This window comes from Cetobacterium sp. 2A (assembly GCF_014250685.1).
Classification (GTDB): domain Bacteria; phylum Fusobacteriota; class Fusobacteriia; order Fusobacteriales; family Fusobacteriaceae; genus Cetobacterium.
Genome location: NZ_JACFAJ010000006.1, coordinates 1,098,337 through 1,118,884 on the forward strand (window position 1 = coordinate 1,098,337; position 20,548 = coordinate 1,118,884).

General features: G+C 29.1%; 20 protein-coding genes. All 20 read left to right on the plus strand.

The genetic code is table 11. The annotated features are described in order from the left end of the window. The first annotated feature begins 185 nt into the window (after positions 1–185). The 20 genes from pnp to H3N56_RS09250 all read left to right on the plus strand — a co-directional run bounded on the left by pnp (position 186) and on the right by H3N56_RS09250 (position 20,542). Positions 186–2,330, plus strand: coding sequence for a polyribonucleotide nucleotidyltransferase (gene pnp, locus H3N56_RS09155; protein WP_185880887.1), 2,145 nt, complete (start codon positions 186–188; stop codon positions 2,328–2,330). A 68-nt stretch (positions 2,331–2,398) separates the two neighbouring features. Beyond that, positions 2,399–3,739 carry a 30S ribosomal protein S12 methylthiotransferase RimO gene (rimO, locus tag H3N56_RS09160; protein WP_185880888.1) on the plus strand — a complete coding sequence of 447 codons (1,341 nt, stop codon included), beginning with the start codon at positions 2,399–2,401 and terminating at the stop codon, positions 3,737–3,739. Positions 3,740–3,775: 36 nt separating this feature from the next. Further along, the gene (pgsA, locus tag H3N56_RS09165) at positions 3,776–4,345 is read left to right on the plus strand and encodes a CDP-diacylglycerol--glycerol-3-phosphate 3-phosphatidyltransferase (RefSeq protein ID WP_185880889.1); all 570 of its coding nucleotides are present in this window, start codon (positions 3,776–3,778) and stop codon (positions 4,343–4,345) included. Between the two features lie 14 nt (positions 4,346–4,359). Continuing rightward, positions 4,360–4,614, plus strand: coding sequence for a YggT family protein (locus H3N56_RS09170; protein ID WP_185880890.1), 255 nt, complete (start codon positions 4,360–4,362; stop codon positions 4,612–4,614). Between the two features lie 49 nt (positions 4,615–4,663). Beyond that, positions 4,664–5,602: a 16S rRNA (cytosine(1402)-N(4))-methyltransferase RsmH gene (gene rsmH / locus H3N56_RS09175; protein ID WP_185880891.1), complete on the plus strand. Its 939-nt coding sequence runs from the start codon at positions 4,664–4,666 to the stop codon at positions 5,600–5,602. A gap of 17 nt (positions 5,603–5,619) precedes the next feature. Beyond that, positions 5,620–5,898: a hypothetical protein gene (locus H3N56_RS09180; protein ID WP_255492167.1), complete on the plus strand. Its 279-nt coding sequence runs from the start codon at positions 5,620–5,622 to the stop codon at positions 5,896–5,898. 57 nt (positions 5,899–5,955) lie between these two features. Then, positions 5,956–7,314, plus strand: a complete 1,359-nt coding sequence (rlmD, locus tag H3N56_RS09185) for a 23S rRNA (uracil(1939)-C(5))-methyltransferase RlmD (RefSeq protein ID WP_185880892.1) — start codon at positions 5,956–5,958, stop codon at positions 7,312–7,314. An 8-nt stretch (positions 7,315–7,322) separates the two neighbouring features. Continuing rightward, positions 7,323–7,928, plus strand: a complete 606-nt coding sequence (gene plsY / locus H3N56_RS09190) for a glycerol-3-phosphate 1-O-acyltransferase PlsY (RefSeq protein WP_185880893.1) — start codon at positions 7,323–7,325, stop codon at positions 7,926–7,928. A 10-nt stretch (positions 7,929–7,938) separates the two neighbouring features. Further along, positions 7,939–8,940, plus strand: a complete 1,002-nt coding sequence (locus H3N56_RS09195) for an NAD(P)H-dependent glycerol-3-phosphate dehydrogenase (protein ID WP_185880894.1) — start codon at positions 7,939–7,941, stop codon at positions 8,938–8,940. Between the two features lie 58 nt (positions 8,941–8,998). Continuing rightward, complete coding sequence (locus tag H3N56_RS09200) at positions 8,999–9,820, plus strand: RNA polymerase sigma factor RpoD/SigA (protein ID WP_185880895.1); 822 nt, start codon at positions 8,999–9,001, stop codon at positions 9,818–9,820. 21 nt (positions 9,821–9,841) lie between these two features. After that, complete coding sequence (dnaN, locus tag H3N56_RS09205; protein WP_185880896.1) at positions 9,842–10,966, plus strand: DNA polymerase III subunit beta; 1,125 nt, start codon at positions 9,842–9,844, stop codon at positions 10,964–10,966. Positions 10,967–11,089: 123 nt separating this feature from the next. Then, positions 11,090–11,623 (plus strand): DUF116 domain-containing protein, encoded by a 534-nt coding sequence (locus H3N56_RS09210; protein WP_370521072.1) that lies wholly within the window; start codon positions 11,090–11,092, stop codon positions 11,621–11,623. Next, positions 11,620–14,460 carry a tetratricopeptide repeat protein gene (locus H3N56_RS09215; RefSeq protein ID WP_185880898.1) on the plus strand — a complete coding sequence of 947 codons (2,841 nt, stop codon included), beginning with the start codon at positions 11,620–11,622 and terminating at the stop codon, positions 14,458–14,460. Before H3N56_RS09210 ends, H3N56_RS09215 begins: the two co-directional genes overlap by 4 nt. Before the next feature lie 3 nt (positions 14,461–14,463). Then, positions 14,464–14,796 (plus strand): hypothetical protein, encoded by a 333-nt coding sequence (locus H3N56_RS09220; RefSeq protein ID WP_185880899.1) that lies wholly within the window; start codon positions 14,464–14,466, stop codon positions 14,794–14,796. Between the two features lie 35 nt (positions 14,797–14,831). Beyond that, the gene (locus tag H3N56_RS09225; protein ID WP_185880900.1) at positions 14,832–15,443 is read left to right on the plus strand and encodes a MotA/TolQ/ExbB proton channel family protein; all 612 of its coding nucleotides are present in this window, start codon (positions 14,832–14,834) and stop codon (positions 15,441–15,443) included. Positions 15,444–15,455: 12 nt separating this feature from the next. Continuing rightward, the gene (locus H3N56_RS09230; RefSeq protein ID WP_185880901.1) at positions 15,456–15,893 is read left to right on the plus strand and encodes a biopolymer transporter ExbD; all 438 of its coding nucleotides are present in this window, start codon (positions 15,456–15,458) and stop codon (positions 15,891–15,893) included. An 11-nt stretch (positions 15,894–15,904) separates the two neighbouring features. Next, a complete protein-coding gene (locus H3N56_RS09235; protein WP_185880902.1) occupies positions 15,905–16,819 on the plus strand; it encodes an energy transducer TonB in 915 nt (304 codons plus the stop codon). 28 nt (positions 16,820–16,847) lie between these two features. Next, positions 16,848–18,239 carry a sigma-54 dependent transcriptional regulator gene (locus tag H3N56_RS09240; protein WP_185881112.1) on the plus strand — a complete coding sequence of 464 codons (1,392 nt, stop codon included), beginning with the start codon at positions 16,848–16,850 and terminating at the stop codon, positions 18,237–18,239. Positions 18,240–18,266: 27 nt separating this feature from the next. Beyond that, positions 18,267–19,685 carry a DNA polymerase III subunit gamma/tau gene (gene dnaX, locus H3N56_RS09245; protein WP_185880903.1) on the plus strand — a complete coding sequence of 473 codons (1,419 nt, stop codon included), beginning with the start codon at positions 18,267–18,269 and terminating at the stop codon, positions 19,683–19,685. Between the two features lie 56 nt (positions 19,686–19,741). Next, positions 19,742–20,542, plus strand: a complete 801-nt coding sequence (locus H3N56_RS09250) for a hypothetical protein (RefSeq protein WP_185880904.1) — start codon at positions 19,742–19,744, stop codon at positions 20,540–20,542. The last annotated feature ends 6 nt before the right edge of the window (positions 20,543–20,548 follow it).

The window sequence follows — 20,548 nt, forward strand, 5'->3', positions numbered from 1 at the left end:
TAAAAAAATAATATATTCAAAGAATAACGAACTTAAATATTTTTTGATTTTTAATATCAAAGATGTTATAATTGAATGAAATATTGAGGGCAAGGCGAGGTAAGTAGTAAGAAGTTAGAACTAAATAGTTTTAGTTTTAGTTCCTTATTATTTACGTCTTTGTCCTTAAAAAATAGGAGGTATTTATGTTTAATGAAGTAAGTTTAACCCTTGAAATAGGTGGAAGAACACTTAGTCTTTCAACAGGTAAGATAGCTAGACAGTCAAATGGAGCGGTAATGCTTCAATATGGAAATACAGTATTATTAAGTACAGTTAATCGTGGAAAATCACCAAGAGTAGGAGTAAATTTCTTCCCACTTACTGTTGATTTCGTAGAAAAATATTATGCAGCTGGAAAATTCCCAGGTGGATTCAATAAAAGAGAAGCTAGACCTTCAACAAACGCGACATTAATCTCAAGATTAATAGACAGACCAATTAGACCAATGTTCCCTGAAGGGTTTACGTATGATGTTCATATAGTAAATACAGCAATGTCTTATGATGGAGAAAACACTCCTGATTTCTTAGGAATGGTTGGATCATCAGCAGCTTTAACAATATCTGATTTACCATTTATGGGTCCAGTTGCTGGAGTTACAGTTGGTATGATAGATGGAGAGTTTGTATTAAACCCAACTACTGAGCAATTAAAAGTTACTGAATTAAACTTAACAGTTGCTGGAACAAAAGATGCTATTAACATGGTAGAAGCTGGATCGAAAGAGATGGATGAAGAAACTATGCTAAAAGCAATAATGTTTGCACATGATAACATTAAAAAACTTTGTGCATTCCAAGAAGAATTCGCTAAACTTGTAGGAAAAGAAAAGTTAGCTTTTGAAGCACCACAAGTTCTTCCAATAGTTAAAAGTTTCATAGATGAGAAAGCAACAGAAAAACTTAAAGCTGCTGTACTGACTGTAGGAAAGCATGCGAGAGAGGAAGCTGTAGATACTTTAGAAGATGAGCTTTACTCAATATTTATAGCTGAAAACTACGGAACTGGAGAAGAAATAGAAGTTCCAGTTGAAGTAACTGCAGAATTTGCTAGCTACTATCATGATTTAATGAAGCAATTAGTAAGAGAAGCTATATTATTCCATCACCACAGAGTAGACGGAAGAAAAACAACTGAAATTAGAGATTTAGATGCTCAAATTGGAATTTTACCAATTCCTCATGGATCAGCTCTATTTACAAGAGGAGAGACTCAAGCTTTAGTAATAGCTACTCTTGGAACAAAAGAAGACGAGCAACTAGTAGACGGACTGGATGATGAGTTCTATAAAAAGTTCTACTTACATTATAACTTCCCTCCATATTCAGTTGGAGAAACAGGAAGAATGGGTGCGCCAGGAAGAAGAGAATTAGGACATGGATCTCTAGCAGAAAGAGCACTTAGTTATGTATTACCTTCAGTAGATGATTTCCCTTACACAATTAGAATAGTATCTGAGATAACAGAATCTAACGGTTCATCATCTCAAGCTTCTATATGTGGTGGATCACTTGCACTAATGCATTCTGGAGTACCAATAAGAGAGCACGTTGCAGGAATCGCAATGGGACTTATTAAAGAGGGAGACGATTATGTAGTTTTAACTGATATAATGGGTCTAGAGGATCACCTTGGAGATATGGACTTTAAAGTTGCAGGAACTAAAAAAGGAATAACTGCTTTACAAATGGATATGAAGATTGCGGGAATATCAGAAGATATTATGAGAATAGCACTTAAGCAAGCTTTAGATGCTAGATTACAAATATTAGAAGTTATGAATAATTCAATCTCAACTCCAAATGAGCTTTCACCAACGGTTCCTAGAATTCATCAAATGAAAATTGGAACAGATAAAATAGCTGCTCTAATTGGACCAGGTGGAAAGAACATTAAGGGAATTATAGAGCAAACTGGAGCAACTATCGATATCGAAGACGATGGAAAAGTATCAATCTTCTGTAAAGATTTAGAAGTTTTAGAAAGAACTATAACTCTTGTAAATGGTTATGTTAAAGACGTTGAAGTTGGAGAGGTTTACAAAGGAAGAGTTGTAAACATCGCTAAATTTGGAGCGTTCATGGAAATATTACCTGGAAAAGAAGGACTTCTTCATGTTTCAGAAATATCAAATGAAAGAGTTGCAAATGTAGAGGACGTATTAAAAGTTGGAGATACATTTGAAGTTAAAGTTATCTCTACAGAAAATGGTAAAATTAGTTTAAGTAGAAAAAAACTATTAGCTGAAACAGTTGTAGCAGTTCCTGTAGAAGTTAAAGGAGAATAATAAATATTGAGAACACAGAGTTGGGCTCTGTGTTCTTTTGAAGTTTTAGAAAAATTATGAGGTGAAAAATGAAATTAGGTTTAATTAGTTTAGGATGTAGTAAAAATCTTGTAGACAGCGAATACTTAATTGGTATGCTTGTAGCAAGAAAAGGGTTTGAAATAACAAATGATATAGAAGATGCAGACGTTGCTTTAATAAATACTTGCGGTTTTATAGGAGATGCTAAAGAAGAGTCGATTCAAGCTATATTAGAGATAGCTGAATATAAGAGAACTGGAAAACTAAAGAAACTTATTGTTGCAGGATGTCTTGCTCAAAGATATGCTCAAGAACTTATAGATGAGATGCCAGAAGTTGATGCTGTAATTGGTACTGGAGATTTGGATAAAATCGAAAAAATTATAGATGAAATATTTGAAAATAAAAAAGTAGTAGAAAGTTCAAGTTTAAATTTCTTAGCTGATTCTACAACTGAAAGAATACTTACAACAAGTCCTCATACAGCATATTTAAAGATTGCTGAAGGGTGCGACAGAAAGTGTGCTTATTGTATAATTCCACAATTAAGAGGGAAATTGAGAAGTAGAACTATAGAAGATATAGTTCAAGAAGCTAAAAATTTAGCTGCAAATGGAGTAAGAGAAATAAATCTGTTAGCTCAAGAAACTACAGAGTATGGAATAGATTTATATAAGAAAAAGGCACTACCAGATTTACTAAAAGAACTTGCAAAAGTTGAAGGGATAGAATGGATAAGATCTTACTATATGTTCCCAAATTCATTGACTGAAGAGTTAATAGAAGTTATTAAAAACGAACCTAAAGTTTGTAATTACTTTGATGTACCTATTCAACATATTTCTGACGAAATTTTAAGAAGCATGGGAAGAGCGAAATCAGGAGATCATATAAAAGATATTTTAAACAAAATAAGACAAGAGATTCCTGAAGCATCAATAAGAACAACGGTTATAGTTGGATTCCCTGGGGAAACTGCTGAGCAATTTGAAGAACTAAAAGATTTTATACAAGAATTTAAATTTGACTATGTTGGAGTTTTCAAATACTCAAGAGAAGAGGGTACAAGAGCTCATGACATGGATAATCAAGTTGATGAGGATATAAAGCAAGAAAGATGGGTAGAACTTACAAATCTTCAAAGCCAAATAGCTGAAGCTAAGAATAGAGAACTTATAGGAAAAGTAGTAGAAGTTATGATAGATGGTGTTTCTTCAGAAAGCGAATTCATGTTAGAGGGAAGAACGATGGGTCAGGCTTTAGAAATAGATGGAAAAATTCTGACAAATGATGGAACTGCAAAGCAAGGAGAAATCGTTAAGGTAAAACTTGAACAAAACTTTGATTATGACTTTGTAGGTCCAATCGTTGAAAATGAAACTAAATAATAAAAATTATATTCTAAAAAATGGGGGAGGTAAATTATGAATTTACCAAATAAACTGACATTAGTAAGACTTATTCTAGCAATACCCTTTATATATTTTTTACAAGAATCTACATCTGAGAGTTACGGATTTATATATAGAATGATAGCTTTTGTTATCTTCGTTTTGGCTTCTCTTACAGATTTTTTTGATGGATACATAGCTAGAAAATATAATTTGATAACTGATTTAGGAAAAATAATGGATCCTTTAGCAGATAAGATTTTAGTTATCTCAGCTTTAGTTGTGTTTGTTAAGCTAGATTATATTCCGCCTTGGATGTCAATAGTAGTAATTGCTAGAGAATTTTTGATAAGTGGAATTAGAACGATAGCTGCCGCAAAAGGTGAGGTTATTCCTGCTGGAAAGCTAGGAAAATATAAAACGACTACTCAAATGATAGTGATAATAATAATGCTTATGTTTGGTCTTGGAAATAGTGTAGAAAAGATTGAGCTTTATAAAAATATTTATTTTTATTTGATGCTTATACCAGTTATACTAACTATTTGGTCTGGATGGGAGTATTCAGTTAAGGCTAAACATTATTTTTTAAATATGGAATAGTTAAGGAGAGTAAGATGTTTTCAATATATGGAATAATTAATTTAGCTTTTGAAATTATAAATTTACTTATTATGATTAGAATAGTCTTATCGTGGCTTGCTCCGAATTCAAGAAATGAGTTTGTAAGCATTGTTTATTCAATAACTGAGCCAATACTTAGACCTTTTAGAGTTTTGATTCCGATAGGTTATTCAAGAATAGATTTATCGCCTATATTGGCATACTTTGCACTTAAACTTTTAAGAAACTTAGTTTTTTATTTACTGTAATTTTAGATAGAGAAGCTATGCGCTTCTCTATTTTTATAAGGAGGACAAAATGGAAGAAATATTTAGCGAATATCATATACCTGTTTTATATCAGGAAAGTTTAGATAATCTTATAACAGATAAAAGTGGGGTATATGTAGATTGTACTCTGGGTGGAGGTGGACACTCAGAAGGAATTTTAAAAAGTATAAATGAAGATGGAATAGTTATATCTATAGATCAAGATCAACAGGCAATAGATTTTGCACAAAAAAGATTAGAAAAGTACGGATCAAAATGGAAAGTTTTTAAAAATAACTTTGAAAATGTAGATACTGTAATATATATGGCCGGATACGATAAGGTTGACGGAATATTAATGGATATTGGAGTATCATCAACTCAATTAGATGATCCAGAAAGAGGATTTTCTTATAGATATGATACGAGATTAGATATGAGAATGAACAGAAGCAACCCTCTTTCTGCATACGAAGTTGTAAATGAATATTCGGAAGAAGAGTTAGCAAGAATTATTTATACATATGGTGAAGATAGAAATTCAAGAAGAATTGCTAGAATAATTTGTGAAAGAAGACAAATTAAACCTGTAGAGACAACAGGAGAGCTTGTAGATATTATAAGAAGAGCTTATCCAGGAAGAAGTGAAAAACATCCAGCGAAAAAAACTTTCCAAGCTATAAGAATTGAGGTAAACAGAGAGTTAGAAGTATTAGAAATAGCGATAACAAAAGCTTTTAATTCATTAAAATCTGGTGGGAGATTAGCTATTATAACTTTCCATTCTTTAGAAGATAGACTTGTAAAAACAATGTTTAAAGATTTATGTACTGGTTGTAAGTGTCCACCTAATCTACCAATTTGTGTTTGTAATGAAAAACCAAAAGGTAAATTAGTTACTAGAAAACCAATTATTCCAAAAAATAATGAGTTGGAATTTAATAATAGAGCTCACTCGTCAAAATTAAGAGTTATAGAAAAACTTTAATTTTTTAGGAGGAAGTAATGACTAAAGAAATGAAATATTTTTTAGTTGTATTAGTTATGATAGTCCCTGTTTGGATATTTCATGGGCAGATGATAATGAAAATTTCAAGGTTGGAAAGAAAGCTTTCTCTAGAAAAGATAGATTTAAAAGAGATTGAGAAAGAACTTAATGAAAAAAGATTTCAGTTCGATCAAAAAATAGATTTAGAAAAAATAGAAAAAGAAATGAGACTGAAAGAGAAGATGGAAATCTCTAAAGAGATTAATTTTTTCAGAATAAAAAGTATTTTAGATTAAATCATTGACATTTTTTTTAAAACACTTTAGAATTAAATAGAACACTTAGGAGGAGAAATGACTTTAAAAAAAGGTCAGGTAATAGAATTAACTATAGATAAATTAGTTTATGGTGGAGAGGGACTTGGATACTTTGATGGGTTTGCAATTTTTGTTCCAATGTCTGTTCCTGGAGATATATTAAAAGTAGAAATTATATCTTTAAAGAAAACTTATGGTAGAGCTCTTATAAAAGAGTTAGTAACTGCTGGTGAAGAAAGAGTAAAAGATTCTACAAAAGTAACATTCGAAGATTTTCAAGGGTGCGACTTTGCAATGTTGAATTATGAATCTCAGTTAAAATATAAAAGAGAAATGGTTGAAGACGTTCTAAAAAAAATTGGAAAAAATTCAACTATTGAAGTACCTATGACAATAGGTGCTGAAGATCCAACACATTATAGAAATAAAATTATAGAACCATTTGCTCTTCAAAATAATACTATAGTTACTGGATTTTTTAAAAGAAAATCTCATGAAGTTTTTGAAGTAGAGGAAAATATTCTTAATTCAAAGTTAGGAAATAAAATTATAGAAAAATTAAAAATATATCTGAATAAAGAAAAGGTATCAGTATATGATGAGATTCAGCATAAGGGGATTTTAAGACATGTAATGGTTAGAACCAACTCTTACGGTGAGGCTATGTTAGTACTTATCATAAATGCTCCAAAATTAGATGTGAAATTAAAACAAATACTATTAGATTTGAAAGATGAAATGAAAGAAATAGTTTCTATTTATATATCTTTTAATACTAAAAGAACAAATGTTGCTTTAGGAGAAAAAAATATTTTAGTTTGGGGACAAAAGACTATAAAAGAAACAGTATTTGGAATAGATTTCAATATCTCTCCAAAATCATTTTTCCAAATAAATTTAGATCAAACTAAAAAATTATATAAGATTGGAATGGACTTTTTTGAAAATATATCTGACAAGATAATAGTTGATTCATATTCAGGAACAGGAACAATAGCTATGTTACTTTCAAAATCAGCTAAAAAAGTTTATGCAATTGAGATTATTGAATCAGCTACAAGAGATGGAATTAAAACAGCTGAAGAAAATGGAATTAGCAATGTTGAGTTTATAAATGGAGATGTAAATATTGAATTAGAAAAATTAGTTTCTAACAATAAAATAGATTCAATTATATTTGATCCTCCTAGAAAAGGAATAGATGAATCTAGCCTTTTAAGTATTGCTAAAACTAATATAGATGAAATAGTTTATATATCTTGTAACCCATCTACTTTTGCTAGAGATACTGAAATTTTATCAAATAATGGGTATGAGTTAGTCAAAGTACAACCAGTAGATATGTTCCCAGGAACAAGTCATATAGAAGTTGTAGGAAAGTTTAAAAAGATTTAGGAGGAAAAATGTTAAAGCTTTTAGTCTTTGTATGTATTACTTATTTATTTGGATCTTTACCAAGTGGGGTTTGGATTGGAAAAAGATTTAAAAAAATAGATATAAGAGAGCATGGGAGTAAAAATTCGGGAGCTACAAACGCATATAGAGTTCTTGGACCAAAGTATGGTATAATGGTTTTAATTGCTGATGTCTTAAAAGGTTATATACCGCTAGTTATAGCAAATTATTTTGGAATAACTGGTAGTAGTTTAGTATTTTTAGGATTGGTGGCAATATTTGGACATACGTTTTCGTTTTTTTTAAATTTCAATGGTGGAAAAGGAGTGGCAACAAGTTTAGGAGTATTCTTGTACTTGATTCCTAATGTAATAGGAATTTTAGTAGTAGTTTTTATTCTTGTGGTTTATTTTACAAAATATATATCGTTAGCTTCTATAATATGTGCAGGATTATTGCCTATTTTAACTATTTTTCTTCCTATGAAAGACTCAGGAAATAGAATACCTCTAATAATACTAACAACGATAGTAGGGGTATTTGTGATATATAAGCACAAAACTAATATATCAAGATTGATAAAAGGAACAGAGAACAAATTTAACTTAAAATAAGGAGAGTGCCGTGGAAAAGATAGTGGTAATTGGTGCAGGAAGCTGGGGAACAGCTCTAGGACTTTTATTAGCTAATAAAGGTAACGAAGTTATTATGTGGGAACACGACTCTAAAAAAGCAGAAGCTTTGCAACAAGAAAGAGAAAATAAAAGATTGCTTCCAGGAGTAAAATTTCCAGAAAATTTAAAAGTAACAAGTGAAACTGAAAATCTTTTCAAAGATGTAAATTATGTAATATTTTCAGTACCTTCACAAGTTTTAAGACAAGTTATTTCAAAGTTTGAGAATCAAATTAATAAAAATATAACTCTTATAAATACAGCGAAGGGAATTGAGGTTTCAACAGGACTGACTCTTTCTGAAGTTATGAAAGAGGAGATTCTTGGGAAGTATCATAAAAATATAGTAGTTTTATCTGGGCCAACTCATGCAGAGGAAGTTGCACAAAATCTTCCAACAACAATCGTAGCAGCAGGGAATCAAGAAAGAGCTAAAAAAGTTCAAGAGCTATTTAATACTAAGAACTTTAGAGTTTATGTTAGTGGCGATATAATTGGAGTTGAAGTTGGAGGAGCTGTTAAGAACTGTCTTGCTATAGGAGCAGGAATAGCTGACGGTATGGGATTTGGAGATAATGCCAAAGCTGCTCTTATAACTCGTGGAATAGCAGAGATGATAAGATTTGGAAAAAGTTTAGGTGCAAAAGAGCAGACTTTCTCAGGTCTTACTGGAATAGGAGATTTAATAGTGACTTGCGCTAGTAAGCACAGTAGAAATAGATATGTTGGAGAAAAAATAGGGAATGGCGAAAAAATTGAAGATATTTTAGCTGGAATGGTTATGGTGGCGGAAGGGGTTCCGACTGTAAAAGCTGTTCATCAAAAAGCAGAAGAATTAAATATTAGTATGCCAATAGTTGAAGCAATTTATAGGGTAATATATGAGGGAGAAAATCCTCAGAAAATGGTAGACAACTTAATGAGTAGGGAACTAAAAGAAGAATTTTATTAATACTAAAAGCATGAATAATTTTTATTTTATATAAAATATTACGGGGTATGAGGTGCTTATGATAGAAAAAGATTTGGTTTCACTTTATTTGGAAGATATAAGAAAGTATAATATTTTAAACAAAGATGAGGAATTATCATTATTGATTGATGCAAAAGACGGGGGATTTGAATCGAAAAATAAATTGATTCTGTCTAATTTAAGACTAGTAGTCAACATAGCAAAAGGTTATACTAATAAGGGACTAAGTTTTATAGATTTAATTAGTGAAGGAAACTTCGGTTTAATCCATGCTATCGAAAAATTTGACGTAGAAAGAGGTTATAGATTTTCAACATACGCAGTATGGTGGATAAAGCAATCTATAAGCAAAGCAGTTATAAGTAAAGGGCGTGAAATAAGAATACCATCTTATAAACATGACTTATTAAATAAAATAAATAGGTATATAATGGAACATGTTATGAAAAATGGAAGTTATCCATCTATCGAAGAGATTTCATTTGGAACAGAAGTTCAACTGATAAAAGTTGAAAAAATAATGGTAGAATTTCAAGATATAATTTCATTAAATGCTTCCATAGGGGAAGATATATTTCTTGAGGATACAATAGCGGAGCAAGATGATCAATCTCTAGAAGAGGAAGTTTTAGGTGAGATTGGAAGACGTCAAATTAACGAAATTGTAAATGCTTTAGGAGATAGAGAAAAAGAAATATTAAAACTAAGATATGGATTGGACGGATGTGAAATTCACACATTGGAAGAAATCGGAAAGAGTTTTAATATAACTAGGGAAAGAGTAAGACAAATAGAAAAGAAGACTTTACAAAAGCTAAGAGCAAAATATAGTAAAGAATTAAAAGACAACTTCTTTTAGAGGGAATCAGGAGGAAAGAAATTGATTTTAAAAGTTAATAGAGCAGAGTTCTTAAAAAGAATGAGAATAGTTGATAAAGCTATCAGTGATAATAAAATAAGACCTATTATTTCGTGTGTTTATGTTGAGACAAAAGAGGATAAGATTTACTTTTGTGGAACAAATCTCGAATTAACTATAACTACCTTTATGGATTGTGAAATTCAACAGGAAGGAAAGGCAGTTTTCCAACATCAACTAGTAGATGAGTATTTAAGAGAGCTTTCTGATGAGTTTATAACTTTAAATGTTCAAGGAGATAATTTAGTGATAGAAACTTCGGATTCTTCTTCTGAATTTACTCTTATGAATCCGGAAGAATTTCCAAAGATAGCTGGAGATACTGAAGAGAAGATTGATTGTAAATTCAACTTGAATAAAGGAGAGCTATCAGAAATATTTGAAAAAATAAAATTTTCTGCATCTATGTCTAGTGACAATCTTTCGATAAACTGTATTAGAGTTGAAATAGAAAACAAAAAAATGAAATTTATTTCAACAGACACATACCGTTTGGCATATTTGGAAAAAGATATTGAACAGGATGGAGATTTAACTGTTAGTATTCCACTTAATACAGTGGAAGCTTTAACAAAACTTTTAAAAACTACAGATGGAGAAAAAATTGAATTTTTCTTTGTGAATAAACAATTGTATTTTAAAATAGATTCAATTTCTATTGTAAGTAGAGTAATAGATTTACCATTTCCAAATTATAAGGGAATTTTAGGAGTAGCAGGTTATAATAAAATTATGACAATAGATAACTTAGATTTCATTAAAATTTTAAAAAGAATTCAGATATTTGTTAAAAATAATGCTGAATCAAAGTTTGGAGCTATCTTTGAACTAGGAAACGGTAAAATAGATATAAAAGGTGTTAATGATATAGCAAAAGTTAGAGAAGTTTCAGAGGTTGAATATGTAGGAGAAGATATAAAAATTTCTCTAAATGTTAAATTTTTAATTGATTTTATTCAAAATTCAGAAAAAAATCAAAAGCTTTCTATGGAATTAACTAATTCAAATAGTGCAGTAAGAGTTAAAAATGTGGAGGAAAATAATTATACTTATATAGTTATGCCTTTAGCATTAAGAGATTATTAGAATTAAAAGCTAGTTTAATTTTTTAAACTAGCTTTTAATGTTTTTGGGGTGTCTTAGTTTGAAATAGAATTTGATTTATGATATAATCTGTATAATAATGTTTCGTAAGAGGTAAAAATAATGATCAAATTATTTTTTAAAAAATTAGTTTATGATTTTTTTTACATTTCATTTATAATTGATGAAAAACTGGGAAATAAGAATAAAAATAACAGCAAATTAGCCAATGTGTTTTTGAAATATAACAATGAAAAAGTAAAGAAGATTATAAAAAGAAAAAAAATTAATAATATATCTATTTTATTACCTCATTGTATTCAAAAGTATGAATGCCCATTTAAAATAACTTCAGATATTGAAAATTGTAAAAAATGTGGAAAATGTAAAATTGGGGATATTTTAAATTTGAAGGATGAGTTTAAAATAGATGTGAAAGTAGCAACGGGTGGAACTCTTGCAAGACTTTATCTAAGAGAAAGAAAACCTGATCTTATAATAGCAGTAGCTTGTAAAAGAGATTTAGTATCGGGAATATACGATGCTTTTCCATTAGATGTATACGGAGTTTTTAATATAATAAAAGAATCTCCCTGTATAAATACAGATGTTTCAATAAATAGTATAAGGGAATTATTAAAAGAGGTGAGGGGAAGTTGAAAAAAGTTTCAATATTTTTAGCTGGATTTTTAATATGTTCAAATCTTTTAGCTTCAGAAAAAGAGGATATTAATTTTTTAGAGGAGTTATTTAAGCAACAAAAATATAATATTGCTATAAATGAATCCGAAAATTTTATAAGTAAATATCCAAAATCTAAGTATGTGAAAAATGTTAGAATTAGACTTGCAAAGACTTATTATTTTGAACAAAATTATAATAAAGCAATTACCTATTTTAATGTTGTTTTAACTGAAAAGTTATCCGATTCAGAAAGAGACGATATAAAGGTTTATTTGATTAGGTCATATGCTGGTGTTAAAAACTATGGTAAAGCCTATGAAATTTTAGAAACTATAGACAAAAAATCACCGTATTATGAGAAAGCTCTTCTTGATTTAGGAACTCACTATTTAGAAACTGGAAAATATGTAGATGCTCAAAGAGAATTAACTAAGGTTCTTGGTTTAAGAGGAGAGTATTATAATGATGCAGTTTTAAACCTAGCACTATCAACATATAATAATTCGCAGTATGTGAAGACAGTTGTCTATTTGGACGAATATTATAATGGGAATAAAAAAGATAAAAATTTTAGTTTGATGAACTATTTATATGGATCTTCATACTATAAGATGAATGATAGCGAGAAAGCAATTCCATATTTCAAAAAAGTAATAGAATTATATCCAGAAAGTTCATATGGAAAAAAATCATTGCTAACAATGATTGAACTTTATTTGAATCAGTCGAATGTACGTAATGCTGAAGTTAGTTTATCTCAACTTAAAGGAACTAAAGAAGAAGGCGAAGGTATTAAGATATTTGCAGATTACTATACAGTGAGAGGAAATTATCAAAATTCTATTAAATATTATGAAAGAATTATATCTAGTAATAAACCAGATATAGTTTATGGATATGCTTTTTCTTTATATAAATTAGGAAGAGAGCAAGAAGCTATATCGAAGTTCAAATCATTAAAAGGTACAAAATATTATAATCAAAGTATCTATTATATATTTGCAGGAGAATATAAGTTAAAAAATTATAGATGGGTAATTGAAAATAAAGAGTTACAAAAAAGTTTAACTCTTAATAAATCTGATTCTGAAGGGCTACAAACAATAATAGCAAATTCAGCTTATGAACTTAAGAATTATGGATTAGCTAGACAATATTATGAGTCAGTATATTTAAGCAATCCAAACAAAGAAAATCTTTATAAGCTTATAGTTTTAGAATCGAAAAGTGGAACTATTTCAGCTATGAATTCTAAATTTAATGATTATAATAATAAATTCCCAACAGACCAAGAGTACAAGAAAAATATATACTTAGTAGTTGGAGAAAGATATTATAAAGATGGAAATTTAGAAGAGGCAAGAGGTTTATATAAAAACTATTTATCACAGGATAGAGATGTGAATATAATTTCTAATTTAATTGCTGTTCTTTTAGAAGAGAAAAATTATGATGGAGTTATGGAACTTTTAAATATTCAAGATAGTTCTGATGAGAATACTTATTTAAAAGGAATTGCATCAATGGGAATGGGGAAATATGATGAAGCAGATATATACTTTAAAAATATTTTAACTTCTGAAACTGTGAGTAAAGACATAAAAGAAAAAGCAAGTTATAACGAAGTAAAAAATTACTTCTTATGGGAAAAATATGATGATGTTATTTTAAAAGGACAGGAGTATTTAGTTGGAGAAAATCTATATAATTTAGATGAAATTGTTGATAGAATAGCTCTAAGTTATTTCAGATTGGATCAGATGGATAAATCAAGAGAATATTTAGAGAAGCTAAAGTTAGTTCCAGAATATTCTGACTATGCTCAGTTCCAAATAGCGGAAACTTATTATAATCAAAAAGATTTTACAAAGGCTTCAGAAGAGTATAGAAAATCATTTGAAACTGCTACAAAAGATGAGTACAAAGAAAAGGCTCTCTATTGGGAAGCTAATTCTTTACATAATCTAGGTAAAGTTGATGAGTTTAAGATTAAAACAGCAAAATTATTGGAATTATATCCAAATTCTAGTTTTAAAGATAATATTCTTATATTAAATGGAGAAATTTTATCTAATGTTGGAGATTCTAAGAAAGTGTTGAAAAATTATGAAGAACTGTATACAACTTCTAAAAATCACCTGTTGAAAGAAGAAGCTGTGACTAAGATTGTTGAAATATATAATACTGAAAAGAATTACGTAGAAGGATTAAAATGGATTGAAAAGTTAAATGGTGAAGAAAAGAAAAGCTATTACAGAGCTAAATTCTATGATCAAAAACAAGAATATGATAAAGCTAATATTGAATATCAAAAGCTTTTATCTTCTAAAGATTATAAAGATTACGCAGCTATAAATCTTGGGAATTATTGGTATAGAAATAATAATTTAGATAAAGCTAAGGAGAATTATATTATTGTTAATAATTTAGAAAGTAGCCAATACAAAGATATCGCCACATTCCAATTAGCAAGTATAGATGAAAAGAATGGAAATCATCAAGAAGCTATAAGATCATTTACTAAAGTATATATTTTATATCCAAATGGAAACTATGCTTTAGAGGCTCAAATCAAAGTAGCTGAAAATTATGAAAAGATTGGACAATTCAATGAAGCAATTTCTCAATACAATGAACTAAATGGAAAAGAAGAAGAAAAAGGTAAATATAAGAAGTTTTTATTAGAAAAATTGATTTTCTTGAATTTAAAAACTGAAAATAAAGTTAAGGCAGAAGAATACTACAATAATTTAGTTAAATTAGATGTAACTGCATCTGAAAAATATAAAGATTTTTTTAAAGGGGGAAATTAATTTATGAAAAAAATAGTTTTAGGAGTATTTTTAGTAGCATCTTTAGTATCTGTCGCTAATGAAGAATTTATAATCGATAAAGAAGTAACTGGAGTAAATAAAGAAAGACTTGAGCAAGGGAACTATAAAGAAAGTAATATCATTTTGCAAAAGAGTGATGTTGTAGCAAAACCGAATCAAATATCAAATCAAAATTTAAAAAATCAAAAGCAAGTTATAAAAGTTGCTCAGGATAAGGATGAATTGCAAGGAAGTTTACAGCATGAAGAGAAAAAACCTATCTGGAAATATATTATAGGTGTTGTTGCAGTAATTGCACTTGGAGTAGCTTTATAATTATTTTATAAATTATTGAATGAGGAGTGGTAAGAATGTATTGGTTAACAAATGGCGGATTTTTAATGTACATAATTTTACTAATGTCTATAATAGGATTAGGTGTTGTAATAGAAAGAGCACTATACTTTAATATTAACGAAAAAAGTGATATGACTAAGTTAAGACCTATTTTAAGACAAGCGATTGAAAAAAATGATATAAAAGAGGCAATAGCTAACCTTAGTTCAAATAAAAGTTCTACTTCAAAAGTATTAAAAGAAATTTTAGGATTTTGGTACAGAACTAAAACTACAAATGTAGTAGCATTAGAAGAAAAAGGAAGAGAAGCAGCCCTATCTCAAATACCTCAGTTAGAAAGAAATATGTGGATTCTTTCAATTGTTGCACATACAACTCCTCTAATAGGATTACTTGGAACTGTAACAGGAATGATTCAAGCTTTCCAAGCTGTTTCATTACACGGAACAGGAGATCCCTCAGTTTTAGCAAATGGAATATCTCAAGCTCTATTAACAACAGCTGGAGGTCTTATAGTTGCAATTCCTGCACTTGTTTTCTATAACTATTTTAATAAAAAAATAGATGAGCAAATAAATGAGATGGAAAAAGGAAGTGCAGAGCTAATAAATTACTTCAGAAGATAAGAGGAGGGAAGTATGAAACTTAATAGAATTAAAAGAAGAAGCGGAGCTCCCCTTATACTTGAACTAACACCGTTAATAGACGTTGTATTCTTGCTTCTAATATTTTTCTTAGTAGCAACAAGCTTTGAAGATGTTAGAGACGGAATAAAAATAGATTTACCACAATCAACAATAAAAGAGTCAAAAGATATTAAAGAACTTCAAGTTATTGTTAGTAAATCTAAAGAATATTACATAAGTTATAAGGAAAAAGGCAAAACTGAAAAAGTAAAAGTTACAAAAAAAGACTTGAAAGAGCAATTAAAAGAGAGATTAGACAAATCAGAAACTAAAAATGTAGTAATTAGTGCAGATAAAAGTTTAGATCACGGAACTATAGTTGATCTTATGACTATGTCTAAAGAGGCTGGAGCAAGTTCTCTAGATATAGATACTACAAGTAGTAAGTAGGGAGCGAATCTATGAAAATAAGAAGAATAGATACCATATCTTTGATAATCTCTTTTTTTATAAATATAATTATTTTATTTTTAATTCCAGGATTAAAAATACAAGAAGTTATGAATAAAAAATTAAAAGTTGGATTAGTTTCTTTAGAAAGTAACAGAAAAAAAGCTACAACAGAAAAAAAGACTAAGAATACTATTAGTAAAGTAGATATACAAAAGTCAAAAAAAGAAGTTCTACCAGTTGAAAAAAAGCCTATAGTGGAGAAAAAAGTAGAGGCTGTTAAAAAAGTAGAGAAGAAAATTATTACACTGGAAGATTTAGAAAAAAGCATTTCAGGACCAGGAATAGATATTCTTGCCATGGATACTAATGCAGTTAGAAAAGAAAATAAAGTTATAAAAAAAGATTTAATTGGAGAAAAAACACAAGAAAGATTTAAAGAGGAATCTCTTCTTGATGAAAATAAAATCTCTCTTGAAACAGAGACTCCAGTTAAAGAGGATGAAGCTTTATTTCAAATCGATTCACAAGATAAGATTGCTATAAATCCAGATGCAAAAGAAGTAATAGATTTTGGGAAGGTGTATGATGTATCTTCAGAAAACGATGGATTACCAAGTGGATATAAACTTGGAGTTGAAGATGGAGATATTATCGCTAAATGGGATACTAGTAACAAAGAACCAAGTTATCCTGAAGCAGCACAACTTAGAGGAATGCAAGGAACTGTTAAATTAAGAATGAAAATTGATGAGAGGGGAAATGTAATCTCTCTAAATTTAGAAAAGGGAAGTGGAGTTCCTGAGATAAACTCATCAATTGAAGAAATCGCAAGATCTTGGAAAGTATATTTAAGTAAAAATGGATTAAATATAAGAGGAGATGTTGTGCTGGAGTATAACTTCAGATTGGTGGGAGCAAGTTAGATACGAATATGAGGATGGTGAAAAGGTTTTGACCCTTTTAGGATTTAGATTAGAAACAAGTTTGAGGGAAGAGTTAGAAAGTAACTTTGAAAATGAATTAAGGTTTGCTGATAATGTTCCAAATTTTTTAGAGCTTTTAAAAGAGAGAAAATACGAAGCAGTGGTAATTGAAGAAGCAAATCTACAACAAGATGCTTTAATAAATCTTGTGAAAAAAGTTGTAGAGTTTCAAAAGAAAGCTGTAATAGTTATACTGGGAGAAAGTTCTAATTTAAAAGTAGTTGCTGGAACAGTTAAAGCTGGAGCTTATGACTATTTATTAAAACCAATTAGTGATAAAGATATTATGAAAGTTGTTGAAAAATCAGTTAAAGATCACAAGCTTTTAGCTGAAAGAGTAGATAAAAATAAAAATACAGGAGACAAACTTATAGGTCAAACTAAAGAGATTGTTGAAGTATATAAAATGATAGGAAAAGTTGCAAACAGCAGAGTTCCTGTATTGGTAGTTGGGGAAAAAGGGACTGGGAAGAAAAGTGTGGCAACAGCAGTTCACCAATTCAGTGACTATAGCACAAAACCTTTCTTGAGTATAAATTGTACATCTTTTCAAAATGATTTGTTGGAAAGAAAACTTTTTGGATATGAAAAAGGAGCTTTTGAAACAGCTTCATTTTTACAAATTGGAGATTTAGAGAAAGCTAATGGCGGAACTCTACATCTTGGAAATATCGAATCACTTAGTTTAGATATGCAATCTAAAGTTCTTTACTTCTTACAAGAAGGAGAATTTTTTAGAATGGGTGGAACGGAACCTTTAAAATCAGATATAAGAGTAGTTGCAACAACTAGTGAAAACTTAGAGGATCTTATATCTCAAAAGAAATTTATAGATGAGTTATATCATAAATTAAAAATACTTGAAATAGCTATTCCTCCTTTAAGAGAAAGAAAGGATGATATTCCATTTATAATAGACCATTATCTAATTGAATGTAATAGTGAATTACAAAAATCTGTAAAAGGAATTAGTAAACCAGCTATGAAAAAAATAATGAGATATGATTGGCCAGGAAATGTGAATGAACTTAAAAATGCTATGAAGTCAGCTGTGGCACTATGTCGTGGAAACTCTATATTGGTAGAGGAACTTCCAAACAATGTAATTGGAAACAAACTCTCTAAGAGGAGAGGAGATATCCAGAATTGGATATTAGGTGATTGGATAGAGGGTGAAATTTCTAATCTTAGAGCTGGAAATCAAAGAGACTATTATGGAAATGTGACTTCTAAAGTTGAAAAAGAACTTATAAGACAGGTACTGGAAATGACAAGTGGTAAAAAAGTTGAAACAGCAGAGCTTTTAGGAATTACTAGAAATACATTAAGAACAAAAATGAATAACTATGGTTTAGAATAATTATATTCTAAACCTTAGGAGGATGAAATGCATATAACGCTTTATAGAAAGTATAGACCGAAAGATTTTAGTGAGGTAGCTGGAGAAGATGAAATAGTAACAACTTTAAAAAATTCTCTTAGAACGGGAAGAATAGCCCATGCTTACCTATTTAATGGACCAAGAGGCGTTGGAAAAACAACAGTGGCAAGACTTATAGCAAAAGGTGTCAACTGTCTAGAAAATGGCATAACTGATACTCCTTGCAATAAGTGTGAAAACTGTCTATCTATAACTGAAGGAAACTTCATGGACTTAATAGAAATAGATGCTGCTTCAAATAGAGGAATAGATGAGATTAGACAGCTAAAGGAAAAAATAAATTATAGGCCTTCAAAGGGGAGAAAGAAAATCTATATAATAGATGAGGTACATATGCTCACCAAAGAGGCCTTTAATGCTTTATTAAAGACATTAGAAGAACCACCAGAGCATGCTATATTTATTTTGGCTACAACAGAACCAGATAAAATATTGCCTACTATTATTTCAAGATGTCAAAGATACGATTTTAAAACTTTGAATTATAAAAGTATGAAAGAGAAATTACTATATATAGCCAGAGAAGAGAATATAACTATTGATGATGGAAGTTTAGCTCTAATATATGAAAGCTCAACTGGAAGTATGAGAGATGCGATATCAATATTAGAAAGAGTTATGATTACTTGTCTTCAAGAAGCTATAACAATAGAAAAGACTGAGGAAGTTTTAGGAATAACGTCAACTGTAAAAATTAAAAAATTTATAGAAATTATAAAAAATTCAGATACTAAAGAAGCAGTAATATTTTTAGACGAACTTTGGCAAGAATCTATAAATATAGAATTATTTTTTAAAGATTTAGCAAAGTATTCAAAAGATCTTATATTGAAAAATGAAATTGAATTGGAACTTGGATTAAACATAATCGATGTTATATATGAAACATTAAATAGATTTAAATTTGAAGAGGATAAAAGATTGGTAGGGTATGTTATAGTAAATATTATATTAAAAAAATCTGAAAAAATTATATCCGTTGAAAGAGTTATTGAAAAATTCGAAGTTCAAGAAGAAATAATAATAGATGTATCTATAGACGAAATAAGAAAACAATGGCCAATGATTCTAACAGCAGCTAAAAAACAAAAGATTACTCTTGGGGCTTTCTTGATAGGTGCAAACCCAGTTAGAATAAAAGGAAATACTTTATATATAGGTTTTGATCAAGAGAATAGTTTTGCTAAAGAACAGATGGAATCGGAAATATATAATAGTATTTTTACAGAAGTTATTAGAAAAATTACAGATAGCAATATTCAAGTAAAGTATGAAGTGGCTGGAAGAAAAAAAGAGAACAAGGCTATAGAAAATGACTTATCTAAAAAAATTATGGATTTTTTTGGTGGAGAAGTTATAAGTTAACAAATTTTGTTAAATATGATATAATTAACTTATGATTTTTTTTATAGGAGGAAATAATGTTTTTAATAACCGCTTTAGTAGTAGTGTCATTATTTATTTTATCAATATCAATACCATTTCTAAGTTTTACACTTCCTGTTTATAAAATAAAGAAAATGAGCAAATTAGGAATCAAAGAAAGACTTCTTGTTAACTTATTAGCGGGATTAATTTTATTATTTTTGGATCCACTATTTTTAGTAGTATATATAGGATTTTTTATAGTTGTAGAAATGTTGTATTATTATTTTAGAAACTTCAAACCAGAAGTTGCTATTTTTGATAGAATATTCATAACATCTCTTACTGTAACTTTGATAATGGGACTGTATTCTTATTTTATTAAAGATGATTTAACTAATAGTTTAGAAACTTTAAAAGTATTTTATAGTACTAATTTAAATTTTACTACTGATGAAGTAAATATGATTATAGATTTCTTAAAGAGCAATTATTTATTTTTATTGTTTGTTTACTCTGCAATCAGCACATATTTTACTTATTATATTTTAGAGGGTAAAAATTATAAAAATTGGGGTATTTCTTATAAATGGACAATTCTTTATATAGTTGGATTTATCGTAAATAAATTTATAAAAATTGATAATTATTATGATAAAAATTTGTTGAGTATAAGTAAACTTATTTATATAATTTTTGGAATTAGAGTTTGTTACACTATATTATCGCAAAAGATAAATTTTAAAGTAATAAACAAAGTTTTAGCTGTAGCAGTTGCAGCTTCATTCCCAACAGCGGTATTTATAGTGGGAGCTCTTAAGAGTTTCAATGTAAAGGTAAGAATTACAAAAAAATAGGGAGGG